Annotated in this window: 13 protein-coding genes; 10 read left to right on the plus strand and 3 right to left on the minus strand. The window is 73.2% G+C overall.

Annotated elements, in window-relative coordinates:
- Positions 1-1,186 precede the first annotated feature (1,186 nt).
- On the minus strand, positions 1,187-3,283 hold the full coding sequence (locus ACFVXA_RS40120) for a SpoIIE family protein phosphatase (RefSeq protein WP_390028682.1): 2,097 nt from the start codon (positions 3,281-3,283) through the stop codon (positions 1,187-1,189).
- Between the two features lie 1,138 nt (positions 3,284-4,421).
- Between ACFVXA_RS40120 and ACFVXA_RS40125 the strand changes: the two genes are divergently transcribed.
- The 3 genes from ACFVXA_RS40125 (at position 4,422) to ACFVXA_RS40135 (ending at position 8,592) form a co-directional block, all read left to right on the plus strand.
- Positions 4,422-4,652: a response regulator transcription factor gene (locus ACFVXA_RS40125; RefSeq protein WP_383748142.1), complete on the plus strand. Its 231-nt coding sequence runs from the start codon at positions 4,422-4,424 to the stop codon at positions 4,650-4,652.
- 852 nt (positions 4,653-5,504) lie between these two features.
- Positions 5,505-7,445, plus strand: coding sequence for a glycoside hydrolase family 15 protein (locus ACFVXA_RS40130; RefSeq protein WP_390028687.1), 1,941 nt, complete (start codon positions 5,505-5,507; stop codon positions 7,443-7,445).
- A gap of 610 nt (positions 7,446-8,055) precedes the next feature.
- Positions 8,056-8,592 (plus strand): hypothetical protein, encoded by a 537-nt coding sequence (locus ACFVXA_RS40135; protein WP_390028683.1) that lies wholly within the window; start codon positions 8,056-8,058, stop codon positions 8,590-8,592.
- Positions 8,593-8,720: 128 nt separating this feature from the next.
- Here ACFVXA_RS40135 and ACFVXA_RS40140 read toward each other — a convergent pair whose 3' ends face one another.
- On the minus strand, positions 8,721-9,536 hold the full coding sequence (locus tag ACFVXA_RS40140; RefSeq protein ID WP_384025441.1) for a maleylpyruvate isomerase family mycothiol-dependent enzyme: 816 nt from the start codon (positions 9,534-9,536) through the stop codon (positions 8,721-8,723).
- Between the two features lie 765 nt (positions 9,537-10,301).
- Between ACFVXA_RS40140 and ACFVXA_RS40145 the strand changes: the two genes are divergently transcribed.
- On the plus strand, positions 10,302-10,880 hold the full coding sequence (locus ACFVXA_RS40145; RefSeq protein WP_362030128.1) for a Uma2 family endonuclease: 579 nt from the start codon (positions 10,302-10,304) through the stop codon (positions 10,878-10,880).
- On the plus strand, positions 10,877-11,101 hold the full coding sequence (locus tag ACFVXA_RS40150; RefSeq protein WP_362030125.1) for a helix-turn-helix transcriptional regulator: 225 nt from the start codon (positions 10,877-10,879) through the stop codon (positions 11,099-11,101). The genes ACFVXA_RS40145 and ACFVXA_RS40150 overlap by 4 nt, the downstream gene beginning before the upstream one ends.
- Before the next feature lie 89 nt (positions 11,102-11,190).
- Here the strand turns inward: ACFVXA_RS40150 and ACFVXA_RS40155 are convergent, their stop codons facing one another.
- Positions 11,191-11,784 (minus strand): lamin tail domain-containing protein, encoded by a 594-nt coding sequence (locus tag ACFVXA_RS40155; RefSeq protein ID WP_390028684.1) that lies wholly within the window; start codon positions 11,782-11,784, stop codon positions 11,191-11,193.
- Positions 11,785-12,412: 628 nt separating this feature from the next.
- On the opposite strand from ACFVXA_RS40155, the gene ACFVXA_RS40160 reads away from it, so the two are divergent.
- The 5 genes from ACFVXA_RS40160 to ACFVXA_RS40180 all read left to right on the plus strand — a co-directional run bounded on the left by ACFVXA_RS40160 (position 12,413) and on the right by ACFVXA_RS40180 (position 17,477).
- A complete protein-coding gene (locus ACFVXA_RS40160) occupies positions 12,413-13,060 on the plus strand; it encodes an HD domain-containing protein (RefSeq protein ID WP_362030119.1) in 648 nt (215 codons plus the stop codon).
- On the plus strand, positions 13,048-14,064 hold the full coding sequence (locus ACFVXA_RS40165; protein ID WP_390028685.1) for a GlxA family transcriptional regulator: 1,017 nt from the start codon (positions 13,048-13,050) through the stop codon (positions 14,062-14,064). The genes ACFVXA_RS40160 and ACFVXA_RS40165 overlap by 13 nt, the downstream gene beginning before the upstream one ends.
- A gap of 723 nt (positions 14,065-14,787) precedes the next feature.
- Positions 14,788-15,612 (plus strand): SDR family oxidoreductase, encoded by an 825-nt coding sequence (locus tag ACFVXA_RS40170; RefSeq protein ID WP_383748509.1) that lies wholly within the window; start codon positions 14,788-14,790, stop codon positions 15,610-15,612.
- A gap of 763 nt (positions 15,613-16,375) precedes the next feature.
- Positions 16,376-16,804 (plus strand): hypothetical protein, encoded by a 429-nt coding sequence (locus ACFVXA_RS40175; RefSeq protein ID WP_390028686.1) that lies wholly within the window; start codon positions 16,376-16,378, stop codon positions 16,802-16,804.
- A gap of 502 nt (positions 16,805-17,306) precedes the next feature.
- Complete coding sequence (locus ACFVXA_RS40180; RefSeq protein WP_054229772.1) at positions 17,307-17,477, plus strand: hypothetical protein; 171 nt, start codon at positions 17,307-17,309, stop codon at positions 17,475-17,477.
- The last annotated feature ends 57 nt before the right edge of the window (positions 17,478-17,534 follow it).

The following is a 17,534-nucleotide window of genomic DNA, read 5'->3' on the forward strand; positions in this document are numbered from 1 at the left end:
GCGGGAATTCTTATGAAGTGTCATTTCTTTGCTGTGGCGGCTGCTTCTGCTCTGGTTGCTGTGGGGGGTGTGCTGGTTCCGGCGGGTGCGGCGTTTGCGGTTCCGGTGGCGCGGGGTGTGGTGGTGTCGGGGGCTCTGGGTGGTCATGGGATGCATGACGGTCACTCGCAGGGTGAGGGGCATGGGAAGGGCGGTGGTCATAAGGAGCGGGACGGCCGCCAAGGGCGTGACGGGTATGGCGGGCGTGGTGGGGATGCGTGTCGTCGCGGTGACGGGGGGGACGGGACGGGGGGTGATGGCAGGGGTGGTGATGCTCCTGTGTGTCAGGCTCCGGGCGGCAGTGGTACGGGTGGTGACGGGCGTGGGGGCAATGGCCGCTGTGGTGGCCGGGGCGGTAATGGCCGGGGCGGTAACGGCACCGGTGGCAAGGGCGGTCCGCCCTGTCCCGAGCCGCCGCAGCATGAGCCGGGCAAGGGCGGGGGTGGCGGTTCCTCCGTCCCGGACACGCCTGCTCCGCCTGCTCCGCCTGCTCCGGCGGGGGACGGCGGTGGCGACTCCTCCGTCCCGGCCCCGCCCGCGCCCGCGCCTGTTCCTGTGCCCGCGCCTGCGCCGGCGCCTGGGGACGGTGTCGTCGTCAAGTGAGCGCCCTGGGTGTGCATGTCCGGGAATACGTCCCGGGATGTGGTGGGCGTGCACTCCCGGGATGTGGTGGGCGTGCACTCCCGGGAATGGGTGTGCATGTCCGGGAGTACGTTCCGGATGTGGTGGGTGGGGCGGGGGAGGGGGAGGGCTGCTGTGCCGGGTGTCCTTGCGCGGGCTTTGAGCGGTCTTCAGCTGTGGGGGCTGTCACTGCTCCGCTCCTGCAGGGGCGGCAGGTTCTCGGTGGTCGGGCCGGGGGCCGGCGGGCCGCGGGGGCCGTGTCCTCGCCGGTGGCCGGTAACCGGTGGCTGGTGGCCGGTGGCTGGTGGCTGGTGGCTGGTGGCGGTGTCTGTGCTGGGAGTGTGCCTGCGGGCGGGGTGTGTGGTGTGACCGGGGCCGTCAGCGGGGCGCAGGCGGGCGGGGCAGGCGGGGGGTGTGGCGGGCCTGGTTTTCGTGGTGCCGGCGGCGGGGCGGTGGTCCGGGGCGGTGGTCGGGGGTGGGCTGTTCCTCGGCTGCTGGTTCCGTGGCTGGCGGTGGGGGCTGGGTGTTATTCGGGGGTGAGGAATTGTTCGGCCCAGACGGTTTTGCCGGTGGGGGTGGGGCGGGTGCCCCAGCGTTGGGTGAGTTGGCCGATGAGGAGGAGGCCGCGGCCTCCTTCGTCGTAGGTGCGGGCGCGGCGCATGTGGGGGGTGGTGTTGCTGGCGTCGTGGACTTCGCTGGTGAGGGTGGTGTTTTCGTGGATGAGGCGGAGTTGGATGGGTGGGCGGCCGTAGCGGATGGCGTTGGTGACGAGTTCGCTGACGACGAGTTCGGTGATGAAGGCGGCGTCGTCGAGTCCCCAGGCGGTGAGCTGGCGGGTGGCGTGCTGGCGTGCGTGGGCGACGGTGGCGGGGTCGAAGGGGAGGTCGAAGGTGGCGACGTGGTCGGTGTGCAGGGCGCGGGTGCGGGCGATGAGGAGGGCGACGTCGTCGTCGGGGCGGTGGGTGAGCATGGTGGTCAGGACGCGGTCGCAGATGGTGTCGAGGGTGTGGGCGGGGCGGGCGAGGGCGGCGAACAGGGTGTCGAGGGCTTCGTCGATGTCGTGGTCGCGGGTTTCGAGGAGGCCGTCGGTGTAGAGGGCGAGGAGGCTGCCTTCGGGCAGTTGGGTCTCGTAGGACTCGAAGGGCAGGCCGCCCAGGCCGAGGGGCGGGCCGGGGGGGACGTCGAGGAAGCGGACGGTGCCGTCGGGGGTGACGGTGGCGGGCGGGGGGTGGCCGGCGCGGGCGAGGGTGCAGCGGCGGGTGATGGGGTCGTAGACGGCGTAGAGGCAGGTGGTGCCGATGCCGCCGGCGGTCTCGGCGGCGTTGTCGGTGGGGTCGGCGGGTGAGGTGTGGCTGCTTTCCTCGGCGGCCAGGTGGTTGACGAGGTCGTCGAGGTGGGTGAGGAGTTCGTCGGGGGGCAGGTCGACGTCGGCGAGGGTGCGTACCGCGGTGCGTACCCGGCCCATGGTGGCGGAGGCGCGGATGCCGTGGCCGACGACGTCGCCGACGACGAGGGCGACGCGGGCGCCGGACAGCGGGATCACGTCGAACCAGTCGCCGCCGACGCCGGCCTGGCTGCCGGCGGGCAGGTAGCGGGTGGCGATGTCCAGGGCCCCTTGGGTGGGCAGGGTCTGGGGGAGCAGGCTGCGCTGCAGGGCCATGGTGGTGGTGTGGGCGCGGGGGGTGTGGCGGGCGGGGGCCTCGTGCGGGGCGGGGTGGGCGCTCAGGCATACGGCGCGGACGTGGCCGTCGGGGTCCTTGAGCGGGGCCAGTGAGGCCGGCCAGCGGGTATCCGCCGCGGCCCCGGCGGGGCGGATGCAGGCGTCCATGTGCTGCACCTGGCCGCTCTCCAGGGCCTGGCGCATGGTGCGGGCGGCCTCCTCGCTGGCGGGGTGCGGTGCGATGTCGGGCAGGCGCAGTCCGCGCATCTGGTCCTCGGTGAGGGCCAGGGCCCGCTGCATGCCGGCGTTGGCCCGCAGCAGCCGCAGGTCCGCATCGAAGAGGGCCAGGAGAGTGGGGGACTGGCTGAACGCCCAGGCGTTCAGCACCCCGTCGGCGAGCGGACGCGAGGGGCCCGGCACGGCGCACACCACCAGCCACTCCGCCACCGCCCCGGCCGGCCCGACGGCAGCCGCGCCCGCCGCTCCGGCCGCTGCTCCGGTCGTCCCGGTGGCTGCCCCGGTGGCCGCTCCGGTGGCCGCTCCGGTGGCCGTTCCGGTCGTTGCGCCGGCCGGCCTGCCCGCTGTCCCGCCGGCCGGTCCGGTGGGCGGTCCGGTGGGCGGTCCGCCTGCCGGGGTGGTGGGTGGGTTGTCCGGGGTGCGGTGGTGGGCGAGCAGGGGCTGCTGGAGCCGGTGGCCGTCCCGGTGGCGCAGTGCCACGGTGCCGCTCCACCGCTCGCGGCCGGCCGTGTCCCGCAGCAGTTTTTCGCCGATGTCCTCGGCGAGCAGCCGGGCGGCCGGCTGTCCCACGATCTGCGAGGACGTGTAGCCCAGCAGCCGGCGGGCGCCGTCGCTCCAGCCCGTCACGATGCCCTGCCCGTTCACGGTGGCCGTGGCCGTGCAGGCCGGTCCGGGCGGGGCAGCCGCCTGCGCCTGCGTGCCGGGAGGGATGGGAAGTCGCTCCATCGCCGCTCATCTCGCCCTTCGGGAAGCCTGCACGGCCGGGCCTGGGCCAGGCCCCCTCCTGACAAGGATGATCCCCAGGCGCACCGACCACCACCCCGGCGCCCTGCCACCCCCGGACACCGTCCCCGGCCCCGGCCCCGGACACCAGCGCCGGACACCAGCGCCGGACACCGGCCCCGACCCAGGCACCAGCCCCGCTCCCCGGACAGCGGCCCCCGGCACCGGACACCGGCACGGACCAAGGCGCCGGGGCCCCGCCCCCGGACACCGGCACCGCCCCCGGCTCCGGACACCGGCACCGACCAAGGCGCCGGCCCCGCCCCCGGACACCGGCACCGACCAAGGCGCCGCCCCCCGCCCCCCGGCCACCGGTTCCCGGCACCGGCCAAGGCGTCGGCTCCGGCCATGCCGCCCCGGCGAGGCGACGGGCGGCTCAGCCCCCGCCCTCACCGATCCGAAACGCCCGCCCTGCCCCCCGGCCGATACGCCCGCCCTGCCCCCCGGCCGAAACGCCCCGCCCCGCCCCCCCGCCTGGGGGTCCGCTTGTCCTCGCCGGTGTTCCTGCCCGGCCTGCGTCGGCCCTGGTCTGTGCCGGCCCTGGCCGGGGAGGGGCGGGCCGGTGTCCGTGAGCGGTCGGCCGGTGCCTTCCTGCGGGGCCGGTGTCCCCGGCCCTGCGGGGCGTGCATGCGGCTGGGGGCGCCCATGCCAACTCCCCGGGCAGGCAGCCCGGTTGGGGCCGCGCGGCCGGTGTAAGGGGGCGGCGGTCGTCTCCGTGGCCCGTATGGCCGGCTCTCCTGCGTGATCGTGATCGCGGCGATCGGGGTGATCGGGGTGATCGCGGCGATCGGGGTGATCGGGGTGACGCGGTGATCGGGGTGATCGGGGTGATCGGGGTGACGCGGTGATCGCGATCGCGGAGGGCGGGCTCCTGCGGGGGCGGCCGGCCCAGTGTGGCCGGTCGGGTCTGGCCGGTCGCGGGTGTGGCCTGTGACACGTCTGTGACAGCCGGCGGACAGCGTCATGAAGTCGCCCGGTCAGGCTTTTTCGAAAGCGGACAAATAGCAGTTATCGGGTTATTTGTTCCCTGCTTCCGAGGGTGTGAGCAGGACGACCGAGCCGATGTGCCGGAGGAAATCCCATGAGCTTCACCCTCACCGTGCCGCAGACCGAAGCCGCCGCACCCGTGCTGGCCCCGCGTGAGCGGGAGACGCTGCGGCATATCGCCGCCGGCTGCACCTATCTGCAGACGGCCCGTCACATGGGGCTCTCCCGGCACACGGTCGACGCCTATCTGCGCCGTATCCGGGCCAAGCTCAACATCAACACCACGGCCGAACTCACCCGCCTGGCGATCTCCCTGGGCCTGTGACACCGTCCCGTCCCGGCCGGGGCCCCGGTGTCCGGACGGGAAGCCCCCACAGGCCGGTCCGGGCCCGTGCACATTCCCCGCACCCGCACCGCATCCGGGCTCGCACCCGACCGCATCCGGGCCCGCACCCGCACCGCATCCGGGCCCGCACCGCATCCGTACCCCCGTGCCCGTGCCCGTCGCGCCGTAGGGCTGTTCACCGGCCCGGGCCGGGTTTTTGCCTCGGTCCGGGCCCGTAAGCAGCGGCACACCGCGCCGTGACACCGCTGGGGCCGGGGCCGGCCGGCGTCACGGGTTCTTGCGCGCCGCCGGCCGGGCTGTGTTTTCGGCGTTTTCGGCCCACGGCCGGCCGTGGGCGGCCGTGGGCGCGGGCTGTGTGCGCGGTCTTGGGGGCAGGCGGCCGCGGGGCAGGGTCCCGGCTGCACGGACTGTTCATGCCCGGTGGCGGCCGGCCGTGAGGCCTGGCCCTGCGGCGGGGACCGGGGGCGCGGAAGGGGGCCGTAGTGCCAGGTCCGCTCCCGCAAGCCCGGGCCGCGATGACTCGTTAGCCTGGAGAGAGCTTGGAGCCTGGACAGTGCCTGGTGGGGCAGGGGGCGGCGGCTCGGGCGGCAGCCCAAGGAGGCCGACGTGGCTGACGTGACGGACACGACGACTGAGGCCGGAGCGACAGGCGGGACACACCGCGGTCCCGCCGGAACACACAGCAGTCCTGGCGGTTCCGGCGGTCCTGGCGGCTCTGGCAGTCCCGGCAGTCCTGGCGGCTCCGGCGGTCCTGGCGGCTCTCGCAGCCCTGGCGGTTCCGGCGGTTCCGGCGGCTCTCGCAGTCCTGGCGGTTCTGCTGGCCCGGGTGGTCTGGGCGGGCCGTGGGGTGCCGGTGCCGGCACGCCCCGTTATCTGCCGATCGCCGAGCACGGTCTGATCGGTGATCTGCGCAGTGCGGCGCTGGTCGGTACGAACGGGACCATCGACTGGTACTGCTGTGCGCGGTTCGATGCGCCCAGTGTTTTCGCCTCGATCCTCGATGCGGAGCGGGGTGGCTGCTTCGAGCTGGCCGCGGATGTCCCGGCGCGTACCAAGCAGTTCTACTTCCCCGACACCAATGTGCTGATCACGCGGTTCTTCGCGGACGACGGGGTGGGGGAGATCCAGGACTTCATGCCGGTCGTCGACGACTCGCGTGAGGCCGACCGGCACCGTCTGATCCGCCGTGTGGTGTGTGTCCGCGGGGCGCTGCCCTTCCGTGCGCGCATCGCTCCGCGTTTCGAGTACGGCACGGCCCCGCACACCGTGCACGTGGAGGACGGCCAGGCGGTCTTCGCCTCGCCGGCGCTGCGGCTCGCGCTGACCTCCACGGTGCCCATCGAGGTCGCGGGCCAGGACGTGTGGTCGCTGTTCAAGCTGCACGAGGGCGAGTCGGCGGTGTTCACCATCGACCGGATCGGCGGGGAGGTGGCACCGCGTTTTTGCGCCGTGGCGGAGGCGGAGAGCGAGTTCAACGCGACCGTGTGCTACTGGCGGCGCTGGCTGTCCCAGTCGCGCTACCGCGGCCGCTGGCGGGAGATGGTGCACCGCTCGGCCCTGACCCTCAAGCTGCTCACCTACGCGCCGACCGGTGCCATCATCGCCGCGCCGACCACGAGCCTGCCCGAGCAGATCGGCGGGGAACGCAACTGGGACTACCGCTACGTGTGGATCCGCGACGCCGCGTTCTGCGTGTACGCGATGCTCAGGCTCGGCTTCACCGACGAGGCCGAGGCCTTCATGGGCTTCCTGTCCGAGCACGTCCGCCTCGAGGCAACCCCGGCAACCCCGGCAACCCCAACAACCGAAGCGACCGAAGCACCCGCAGAGAGCGGGCCAGCCGAAGCAGCCGGTGCATCTGGTGTGCCTGCGGCGTGCGGGGTGGATCCCGGTTCCACCGGTCCGCTGCAGATCATGTACGGCATCGACGGATGCCGTGATCTGCCCGAGCGTGAGCTGCCTCATCTGGAGGGCTACCGGGGCTCGGCGCCGGTACGGGTCGGCAACGCCGCCGTCGGCCAGCTGCAGCTGGACATCTACGGTGCGCTGATCGACTCCCTCTACCTCTACGACAAGTGGGGCAAGCCCCTGTCCAGTGCGCACTGGGACAGCGTCAGCGAGCTGGTGGACTGGGTGTGCGAGCACTGGGACCAGCCCGACGAGGGGGTGTGGGAGACGCGTGGCGGCCGTAAGACGTTCCTGTACTCCCGGCTGATGTGCTGGGTGGCGATCGAACGCGCGATGCGGCTGGCCCGGCACCGCGGGCTGCCCGCCGACATGGTCCGCTGGGGCACCGCCCGGGACACCATCTACCGGCGGATCATGTCGCACGGCTGGTCCGCCGAGCGGCACGCCTTCACCCAGTACGAGGACAGTGACATCCTCGACGCGTCGCTGCTGATGATGCCGCTGGCGAAGTTCATCTCGCCGACCGACCCGAAGTGGCTGGCCACCCTGGACGCGCTGGGCGAGGGCCTGGTCTCCGACTCGCTGGTCTACCGCTACGACCCGCAGGCCAGCCCCGACGGCCTCAAGGGCGAGGAGGGCACGTTCTCGATCTGCTCGTTCTGGTACGTCGAGGCCCTCACCCGCGCGGGCCGCCTCGACGAGGCCCGCCTGGCGTTCGAGAAGATGCTCACCTACGCCAACCATCTGGGCCTGTACGCGGAGGAGATCGGCCACACCGGTGAACAGCACGGCAACTTCCCCCAGGCGTTCACGCACCTCGCCCTGATCAGCGCGGCCTTCAACCTCGACCGCGCGCTCGGCTGACCCGCCCCCACGTCAGGCCCGCCCCCGGTCAGGACCCGCCCCCGCGCAGGTCCCGCCGGCGCGGGGTTCACCGCCGCCCCGTCGCGGCGGCCCCATCCGGCTGTGTCCCCGGCCCGGTCACACCTCGCACTGGTCCGGCGGCCTCGCCCGCCGCCCACCCTCGCCGGATACCGGGGGCGGTCAGGTGGGGGGGAGTAGGAGTAGGAGTTCCCACCGCGCCCCCTGTCGCGCTCGCGTGCCGCAGGTGACCGTGTCACCGGCCGCACCAAAGGTTTGACCGGGGCCGGGGCCGGGGCCGGGGCGGGGGCCGGGGCAGCCCGCGTCCGTGGCTGTCGCCGTGGCGTGGGCTGCCCCGGCGTGGGCGGCGCTACGCCCGGCCGGCCGGCTGTGACGTGGCGATGCGGCCCGCGCCACGCCCGGCCGGCTGTGACGTGGCGATGCGGCCCGCGCCAGGCCCGGCCGGCTGTGACGTGGGTCCTGTCGTCCTCGCGGGCGTCCGCCGTACCGTTGCCTGCCATGTGCCCCGAGCGGGTGCGTGAGTGTCCACGACCGGACCGGATCATCACGGGCCGGGGGTCATGCCGGGCACGTGCACCAGGACGGTTCCCTCATGCCCAGTGATCTCTCGCCCGTCATCGCCGCCTGCGCGCGCTGGCTGCTGTCGGCGTTCCCGCCGGCCGACGGCCCGCTCAACGATGCGCTGGCCGAGGCCCAGGCGCGGCACGCGGCCACCATCGCGGCCGCCCTGCGCTACCCCACCGCGCTGGACGCCGAACTGCTGCACCTGCTCGGCCCCGGCGGCTCGGGCCGCCTGGACGGGCTCGCCTGCCCCGGTGCCCGGCCGCTGACGGGCGCCGCACACGCCTGGCGCACCCATGTCGACGAGACCGTCGTCAGCTGGGCGGCCTGTCTGCTGGCCGACCCCGATCTGGCCGCGCTGGCGGCGGCCTGTCTGGCCGCCACCCACCACGGCGCCGACGGCGTGGGCGACGCGCGCCGCCTGACCGTGCCCAGCCCCCGCGACCACCACGCGGCCCCGCTGCTGCGCCACCCGGACCTCCTCGGCCCGGTCGCCGCCCTCCACCGCGAGAGCCTGCTGGGCCTCCTGGCCCCCGGGGCGGCCGTCACCGCACCCGGGCGCGGGTAGCCCCGGCAGCCCGCACCACGGAACCGGAACCGGAACCGGGGTCGGAACCGGAACCGGGGTCGGAACCGGAACCGGGGTCGGAACCGGGGTCGGAACCGGAACCGGGGGCGGGGGCGGGGTTCTTGTGCTCAGGGCGCCGTGAACAGGCCCGGGAAGCGGGGAGCGAGCCAGGGTTTGCGGCCGCGGACCAGGATCCGGCCCCGGGCGAGGGCGCTCGCCTGGCCGCGGCGGCCGAGTGCCATCAGCAGGAAGGTGACCGGCTCGATGAGGATGGTGCAGTCCGGGCGGGCCGGCGGCTGCGGACTGACGGACACCGTCGTGCCGGCCACCCTCACCCCGAACCCGCCGCCGCCCCACAGGCGAATCGCGTAGGAGGCGCTCAGGCGGGCGGTGCGGGCGGTGTCGGCCACCCGCGGCATGACCGTGACCAGGAACGGCAGGGTCAGCTCCACCCGGGCACGAGTGATCATGTGCGGACGGCCCAGGGTGCGGGCGAGGTCGTAACCGTGGCCGAGCATGTGCGTCAGGAGGTAGGACCCCAGCACGTGCGGGCCCATCACACCCAGCGGGGACACGACGGTTGCCTCGGCGCCGCCCTCCTCCAGCGCCTTCAGACAGGCATCGGCCTGCGCCACGATCATCGCGGCCAGCGGCTCGGGCCGCCGCTCGCCGAACGCCGCGAGCGCCTGCTCGTTGGCCGCGGCGAGGCTCTGCGGGGTGCCGTCGCCGTAGGGGCGCGCGCGTCCCGCCGCAAGGTCGGCCATCAGCTCGTTGGCCAGCGCCAGATGCGCCGCCGCCTGGCCGGCACTCCACTGCGCCCCGGGCACCCGAAGCTCCATGTCGGCGCCCTGGCGCAGCAGCGCGGCGATCTCCCCGGCGCTCTCGCGTATGGCCGCGCCCAGCCCCCGGGGCAGAGCACCATCGCACACGTCCTGCCCAGCCACTGATCCCACGCCGTCCACGCCGCCTTCTTCCTCGCTGTGTCCCCGCGCGCCCGGATGCGCGCCACGACCGGCGCGGCGAACGCGCTGCCCGGTCACCGGGCGTACAGAACACCAGGCGGCAAACGCGGCGACAACCCCCTGCACAGGAGACCGGACGGCAGAGCCCCCACACTGAACGCCCCACACTGAGCGCCCCACACCGAGCGCCCCACACTGAGCGCCCCACACCGAGCGCCCCACACCGAGCGCCCCACACCGAGCGCACAACACCGAGGGCACAGCACCGAGGGCACAACGCACTGTCGCGGCCTGGGCCATGGCCCCTGCTCCTGACCGGGAGGCGGGGCCGGGCGTGCGGCACCGGCCAGGACGGCGGAGCCGGCATCAAAGCCGCGGGCCGGCCTGCTCGCCCTGCCCGCGTGTCCGGTCAACGGCCGGCTGCGGGAGCGATCCGGGAAAGCTCCTCCCCGGACCTCCGCGCCCTCTGCTGCGCGCAGGTGCACGGGGCGCCGGGATGGCGGCACCTGGCATCCGTTGCGGGTGGCCGGTGGCCGGTGGCCGGTGGGCGAGGGGCGGGCGCCGCCGTTGCCAGGCCGTGAGCACGGCCCACCCGGCGGGGGCGCGGCACGCGGCGCCGCAGATCACCCGGCGGGACGGATGCTGCCCCGCTCGAGGGAGAAAGTGATCCCTCCGCGGACAGGATCCCCGAGGCCGACGGGCAAAGCCCGGACGTTCCATGATGATTTCGTCATGTACGGTGGAGAGATGACGGAACAGAGCATCTACCGCCATCTGCGCGAGTTCCGGGATGCCTTCGACAAGCCCGAACCGCTGGCCTGGCCGGAGATCAGCCACGGCCAGCTGCTGATGATGATGAGCCCGAAGAAGCAGCATCAGCTGGTGGCCCACCGCCTGCGCACTCAGCTGGAGCCCCAGCTCCGCGCGGACCTGGTCCTCATGCTCGAAACCGACATGGAGCACGCGGCACTCGGTGTGCTGCGGATCCCGGACCTCGTCGTCATCGACGAGGAGGAGGCCACGGCCGAGAGCGACGCGATCGACCCCCACCGCTCCCACCTGGTGATCGAGATCGTGTCGCGTTCCAACCCGGACAACGACTACGAGGGCAAGCTGCGCGACTACCCGGCCATGGGAGTGCCGCACTACCTGATCGTCGACCCCCGCGACGGCACCGCCGTCCACCACTGGGCTCCGGCGAACCGCACCGGCACGCCCGCCTATGACAATCGGCAGCACTACACGTTCGGCGACACCATCACCATCGCGGACTGGAAGATCGACACTGCCGGTCTGCCCCGGTACGGCCCGGATGCCGGCCAGTGAACGACACCGCCGCCCTCGTACGCTCCTGGCGCAGACAACGCGGCCTGTCCCAGGCACGTCTGGCCGAGCTCGCCGGGACCGGGCAGGCCGCCATCTCACGCATCGAGTCCGGCCGTGACCTGCCCACTCTGATGCTCCTCGAACGCATCGCGTCGGCTCTGGACTGCGATCTGACGGTCACCTTCGCCCCTCTTTCCGGCCCCACGCCGCCCTCGTCCTGAGAAGACCCGGCCCGTCCCCGGAGACAAAAAGGGGAGCGTGCCCCGGGCGTTGGCCCGGGGCACGCCCCCCTGCTGGGCGCGGGCGGTGGCTAGTGCCTCGCCCCGGACCCGTGGTGGCTGTGGTGGCCGTCGCGTCCTGCGGGGCCGCTCTCGCGCTCGCGCCCGTCGTGGCCGTGGCGGTCGTCGTCCCGGAACGGGCCGTGGCGGTCGTTGCCCCAGGAAGCGGCGTCGATGACGCGGTCCCGGTCGTCGCTGAGGGTGGCGGTGTCAAAGCGGCGGTCCCACACGTGGTCGCGGCGGTCCTGGTAGAGGTCGCTGTCGCTGTCGCGGCCGATGCCGGTGTGGACGCGGACGGTGGAGCGGCCCTCCAGGCGGTAGTGGCGGAAGGTGTAGGTGTGGCCGTCCTGGTCGGACAGCGTCCAGCCGTCGAGGTTCACCGGCCTGCGGGAGGTGTTGGTGATGTCGGCCCACTCGTTGTTCAGGGAGCGGTTGCTGCGGTTGCCGTAGCCCGGGGAGGTGGGCTGCACGCTGCTGATCTCCACGTGCGGGCGGTGCAGGCGTACGCCGTTGTCGGCGGCGGCCGGTGCGGCGGCGGCCGTCGCGGCGGTGGCTGCGGCCAGGGCGCCGGCCGCCAGGGCGGCAGCGGCCACGCGGCGGGCGGTGACAGACAGGGAAGCGGACACGGTCAGTCCCTCGTTTCGTACCGGCAGACCCGTATCCCGGCACATGAGTGCCGCAGGTCCGGTGGTGTGCGGGTCCCGGCCCGGTGGCCGGGGACCCGCAATCTGCCGCACCCGACCGCCGGCGTGAGCACGGCAGGAACGGTGTTACGAATTGTGAATATTTCTGTCGATGTCAGATGTAACGTCCATTTATGCGGTGAACGCACCGAGTTGGCGTGCCGGCAGCCCTCCGCCCGCTTCAGCGCTGGCCGAGTCCCGCCATCCGCCGCACAGGCCACCCGCCTTCGCCCCCCGCCGCACCCGAAAGTGCGTAACGCCCCCACAGCCGCCGGTGGGTGACGGCGGGCCAGGAGAGACGGCGCAGGCGACGTGGCGACCGGTGCGCCCGTCCCGGTGGCGTGGACGGGAGGCCGGTGCGCCCGTCCCGGTGGCGTGGACGGGAGGCCGGTGCGCCGTGGTGGCGGTGTGACGGGAGGCCGGTGCGTGTCGTGATCGGGTGCCGTGATCGCGTGTCGTGATCTGTGGGACAGACGGCGGGATCGCCATGGCGGGCGCAGGGGTGCCGGGGGAGCCTGGAAGCAGCGACCGGCAGCCGCCGGCGCGCCAGGACGGAAGAGGAGGCGAAGACATGACAGTCGACCGTGACGGTGCGGCGCATGTGGTCGTTCCCGGGACCAAGCTGACCGGTGAGGCGACCCAGCTCGTCCGCGACACCACCAGCGAGCTGATCTATCACCATTCGCGCCGGGTGTACTTCTTCGGCAGTCTGCAGGGCCGCAACCGTGACCTGAGCTTCGACCCGGAGCTGCTCTACCTCGGTGCCCTGTTCCACGACCTGGGCCTGAACACCGCCTTCCACAACAGCGGCCGCCGCTTCGAGGTGGACAGCGCCGACGAGGCCCGGCGGTTCCTCACCTCCCACGGTGTGCCGGAAGACAGCGTGCGCAGGGTGTGGACCGCGATCGCCCTGCACACCACGCCCGGGATCCCGGAATTCATGGAACCGGAGGTGGCGCTGGTCACCGCCGGGGTGGAGTACGACGTGCTGGGGATCGGATACGCGGACATCTCCGCGGCCGACCGTGCCGAGATCCTCGCGCTGCACCCCAGGCCCGACTTCAAGCGGCGGATCCTCAGGGCGTTCCACGAGGGCATCCGGTCCAAGCCGCAGACGACGTTCGGGAACGTGAAGGCCGACGTCCTGGAGCACTTCGAACCCGGCTTCGAGCGGGGCGACTTCGTCCGCACGATCCTTGATTCCCCGTGGGAGGAATAGTCCCGCCCGCCTCCCGCCGGGGCCGGCGTCCGCTGGTCGTCGTGGCCTTCGACGGGGTCCAGCTGCTCGATGTCACCGGCCCCGTCGAGGTCTTCACCACCGCCGGCCGCTACGGCGCCGACTACGACGTACGCGTCGTCTCCCCGTCCGGAGCCGGTGTCCTCACCTCCTCGGGACTGGAGATCGGCGTCCACGGGCCGCCCTCGGGCCTTCCCCACCGCATCGGCACCCTCCTGGTGCCCGGGCGCAGCGACTGGCGGTCCGCGGTGGCGGACACGGACCTGGTGGAGCTGGTGGCCCGCCTGGCCTTGAGGGCCGAGCGGGTGGCGTCCGTGTGCGCGGGCGCGTTCGTGCTCGCCGAGGCCGGCCTGCTGGACGGCCGGCGCGCCGCCACCCACTGGGAGCTGGCCCGGCAGCTGGCGGCCGCCTACCCCCAGGTGCGGGTGGAGGCCGATCCGGTGTTCGTCCGGGACGGCCACCTCATCACGTCGGCCGGTGTCACGGCGGGCATCGACCTCTCCCTGGCGCTGGTGGAGGAGGACTGGGGTGCCGACGTGGCCCGCAGCGTGGCCCGGCAGCTGGTCGTCTTCATGGCACGGCCCGGCGGACAGGCCCAGTTCAGCGCCCGGCTGACGCCCGGCCGGCCCCGCCATGCGGCCGTCCGGCGGGTGATGGACCACGTCACCGCCGATCCGGCCGCCGACCACACCCTCGGCTCCCTCGCCGACACGGGCGGCGTGAGCACCCGGCACCTGGAACGGCTCTTCCGCGGGGAGGTCGGCATGACACCGGGCCAGTACGTGGAGTCCGTACGGGTCGAAGCCGCCCAGTGGCTCCTCGAGGCAGGCACGAGCACGGTCGAGGAGGTGGCGCAGCAGGCCGGGTTCGGTTCCTCGGAGTCGCTGCGCCGTGTCTTCCAGCACACGCTGGGCGTGTCACCGACCCTCTACCGCGCCCGCTTTCGCAGCACGGACGGCAGCCGCCACATCGCGGCAGGAACCTAGCCGCCGGCCCCGCCGCCCGGAGAGGAAACAGCCGGCCACGGGCCCGCCCGGCGACGGACACACACGCACACACAACCCCCATCGCGTGCGCGGGCAGCCTGCCCCCGGCCGGCACGGCAGGATGGCCGGCACCGTCCACCGTGCCCCCGACACCCACGGGCCCTGCGTACGCGGCAAGGACCGGGAGAAGAGACCGGGGGAGGGGGAGACCGAGGGAGGGGGAGGGGGAGGGGGGAGTTGTTGAGGCCCTGCGAGGCCGCGGACGGCGCACCCTGCCCATCGGCCGCCCCGGCCGGGGAGCACGGCTTACCGCACGGCCTGCCAGGCGTGAGGCACCGAGGGAACGGGACGGCACCGAGGGGATCCGCCGGGGACACCCGCCGCGGCGGGGCGCCGTGGCGGGTGTCCCCGGCGCCCGGGAAGCAGCCCCGGCGCGCGGATCGCCGGCCCCTGCGCGGCAGCACCTGCGTCCTTGCCGAGGTGGTCACCGTAAGGACCGTGTCCGGCCAGCCGGCGGTTTCGCCTGGATCACCGGCGGACCATTCGCCTGGATCACCGGCGGACCAGGGGAACGGGATCACCAGCGGACCAGGGGGAGACGTCTGCGACGTGGGGGCGGGCACGTAGACGGCTGCGGTCTTCGCCGGCCTAACTGTGCCCGGCCTTGCTGTACCGATGCCTGGGCAACCGGTGCGGAGCCGGGCTGCCCTACCGTAGGGCGCCATGAAGGTCCTGATCATCGGTGGCAGCGGGTTCCTGGGGACGGAACTTGTGCGCCAGGCGACGGCCGCGGGCTGGGAGACGGCCGCGACGTACTGTTCCCGCCCCAGCGGCATTCCCGGAGCCTCGTGGTACCAGCTCGACCTTCGCGCCCCCGGGCACATCGACGGGGTACTGGCCGCGGCCGCCCCCGGTGCCGTCATCAACGCAACGAGCGGACACAGTGACTGGGCGGTCACCGCCGACGGCTCGGTCCGCGTGGCGATGGCCGCGGCGAAACGCGGCTGCCGCCTGGTCCACGTCTCCAGCGACGCCGTGTTCTCCGGTTCCCGGATGCACTACGACGAGACCTGCCTGCCCGACCCGCTCACCCCGTACGGCGCGGCAAAGGCCACCGCCGAGACCGCTGTGCGGCTCCTGGCGCCGGACGCCGCGGTCGCACGCACCTCACTGATCATCGGAAACGGCGGATCCGTGCACGAGCGCAGGGTCCACGCCCTGGCTGCCGGCACACACGACGGCGTCCTGTTCACCGACGACATCCGCTGCCCGGTGCATGTCGAAGACCTGGCCTCCGCTCTGCGGGAACTCGCCGTGTCCGACCAGGCCGGGATGTTCCACCTCGCTGGAGCGGACGCCCTCAGCCGTCACGAACTCGGCGTTCTCATCGCCCGGCGCGACGGACTCGACGCGGCCCGGCTGCCTGCCGGGCGCCGAGCCGACACGCTCATGCCCGGGGCCCTCGATGTCCGCCTCGACAGCAGCGCCACACAGGGGCGCGTCCGCACACGGCTGCGTGGAGCCCGGGAGTTCCTCACCGCCCGGTAAGACGAAAACGGAGTGCCGCAGGCCGCCAGGGGAGCCAGCACGTCGCCTCCCGCCACAAGAGGCTCACCCGGGGGCATGGACGGATCAGGAACAGGCACCGGCCAGGACGGCAGCACCCGTGAGCATCGGCCTTTCCGGCATACCCCTTGACCAAGCACGAAGCTGACCAAGCACGAAGCTGCTCAGGCGTGAAGCTGATCAAGGGTGCAGCTGCTCAGGCATGAAGCTGATCAAGGATGAAGTGCCGTTCGAGAGGGCTGTCGGCTGCTGCGCCTTCGGGAAACGGCGACTTCAGCCCGCCCCATGGCCACCATACCGGCCCTGACCTGCGGCGTTGAGGATGAAGAACGGTCGCTGACGGTGTGAGCCCGAGCATCTTCCGCCCGCCCGGACAGCGCCCCCGGCATCCTTGGCCGGCCGCCGCGGATACGTCCGCTCCGGGGCGGGCGGCGGGCACCGCCGGGTGCCGGTGGATGCGAGCCGCGGGCCGCAGGCCGCCTCCTCGTGCGCCCGGCCGGATCGGCACAGCGGGGTTTGCGCCATGTGTCAAGCCCCGAAATGCAGTGCCGTGACGCGAAGCGCCGGCCGGGGCTTACTTGAAGCACGGGTTCACGCACCGCATCGGGCCCACCGACCACCGTCCGGGACGGGCCCCGACGGCGCGGTTCACGGAACACGTCTCCCGCTGTCGAAGAACCTGCGGACCCAGCAGGCGTTCGACAACTCCGGCCACTCATCACGTCACCACAGAAGGATCATTCCTATGCCTCGCACTTCTCGGATCCAGCGTTTCCTGATGCTCGCCACCACGACCGCCCTGGCCGCAGGAGGCGCGATGCTGCCCGCCACCGCATTCGCCGCGACGCCGCACACCGCCGTCGCAACCAAGGCGGCAGCAAGTCACAGCAACCACGGCAAGGGAGACCACGGAGGCAAGGACAAGAACAGGGGCGGGAAGAGCAAGCCGAAGGACATCAAGAACATGCCCGGCTGCCACTTCTACAAGGGCGAAGTGTTCTGCAAGCAGGACCCGGGCAAGAACCCCGCCCCGGCCCCCGCTCCCGCTCCTGCTCCGGCCCCCGCTCCGGCTCCGGCTCCCGCTCCCGCTCCGGCTCCGGCTCCTGCTCCGGCCCCCGCTCCGGCTCCCGCCCCGGCCCCCGCTCCGGCTCCGGCTCCGGCCCCCGGCGGCTGACAGTCCTGGCCCCCTCAACGGCCTACGGCCGGCTCACGGCCGTAGGCGCGGACGCGGGGCGGCGCGTCCCTGCCGATGGGCCGCCCCGCGGCAGAACACCGCCCGGGGGCCGGTTCGGCATCCGGCCTCAGCCGGTCACCGCAGCCCCGGACAACGCCGTGCACGCGCAAGGCCCATCGGTCCCGGGCCGCCGAACCGGACCAGACCCGCCCACGGATCAACGGCTCTGCGTCTGCTGTCCCTGGCCGGCCCGCAGTCCCGGGCGGGACGGCGGGGGGACCGCGCCGGTCTGGATGCGCCCATCGCCTCTGCTGGCGCAGGGCCGGCGTGGCACCCCCCTTTTTTCCCGGCCTTATGCCGCGCCTGAGGACTGTCTTGTGGTGCGGGACGGGGCGCGGTGCAGGCGCTGCCGTGTGCCCGCCCTGACGGATAAGAAACACATAAACTTCCCGGGCATGGCGGGGTGTTACCGGGGCACACGCTGCTTCGGAGGTTGATAACTATGGTTCCCCTGCTTCTCGTTCTTCTGCTCGCCCTGGTTCTCTTCGGTGCCGGCTTCGCGCTGAAGGCTCTGTGGATCGTCGCCGTGATCGTGCTGGCCGTCTGGCTGCTCGGTTTCGTCATGCGTTCCGCCGGAACCGGTGGCAGCCGTGGCCGCTGGTACCGCTGGTAGAGGGCAGCAGCTCTCTCCGGCACGTGCGGGGCGGCCCCGGACCTTCAGGTCCGGGGC

The sequence above is a fragment of the Streptomyces sp. NPDC058246 genome (assembly GCF_042881985.1).
Classification (GTDB): Bacteria; Actinomycetota; Actinomycetes; order Streptomycetales; family Streptomycetaceae; genus Streptomyces.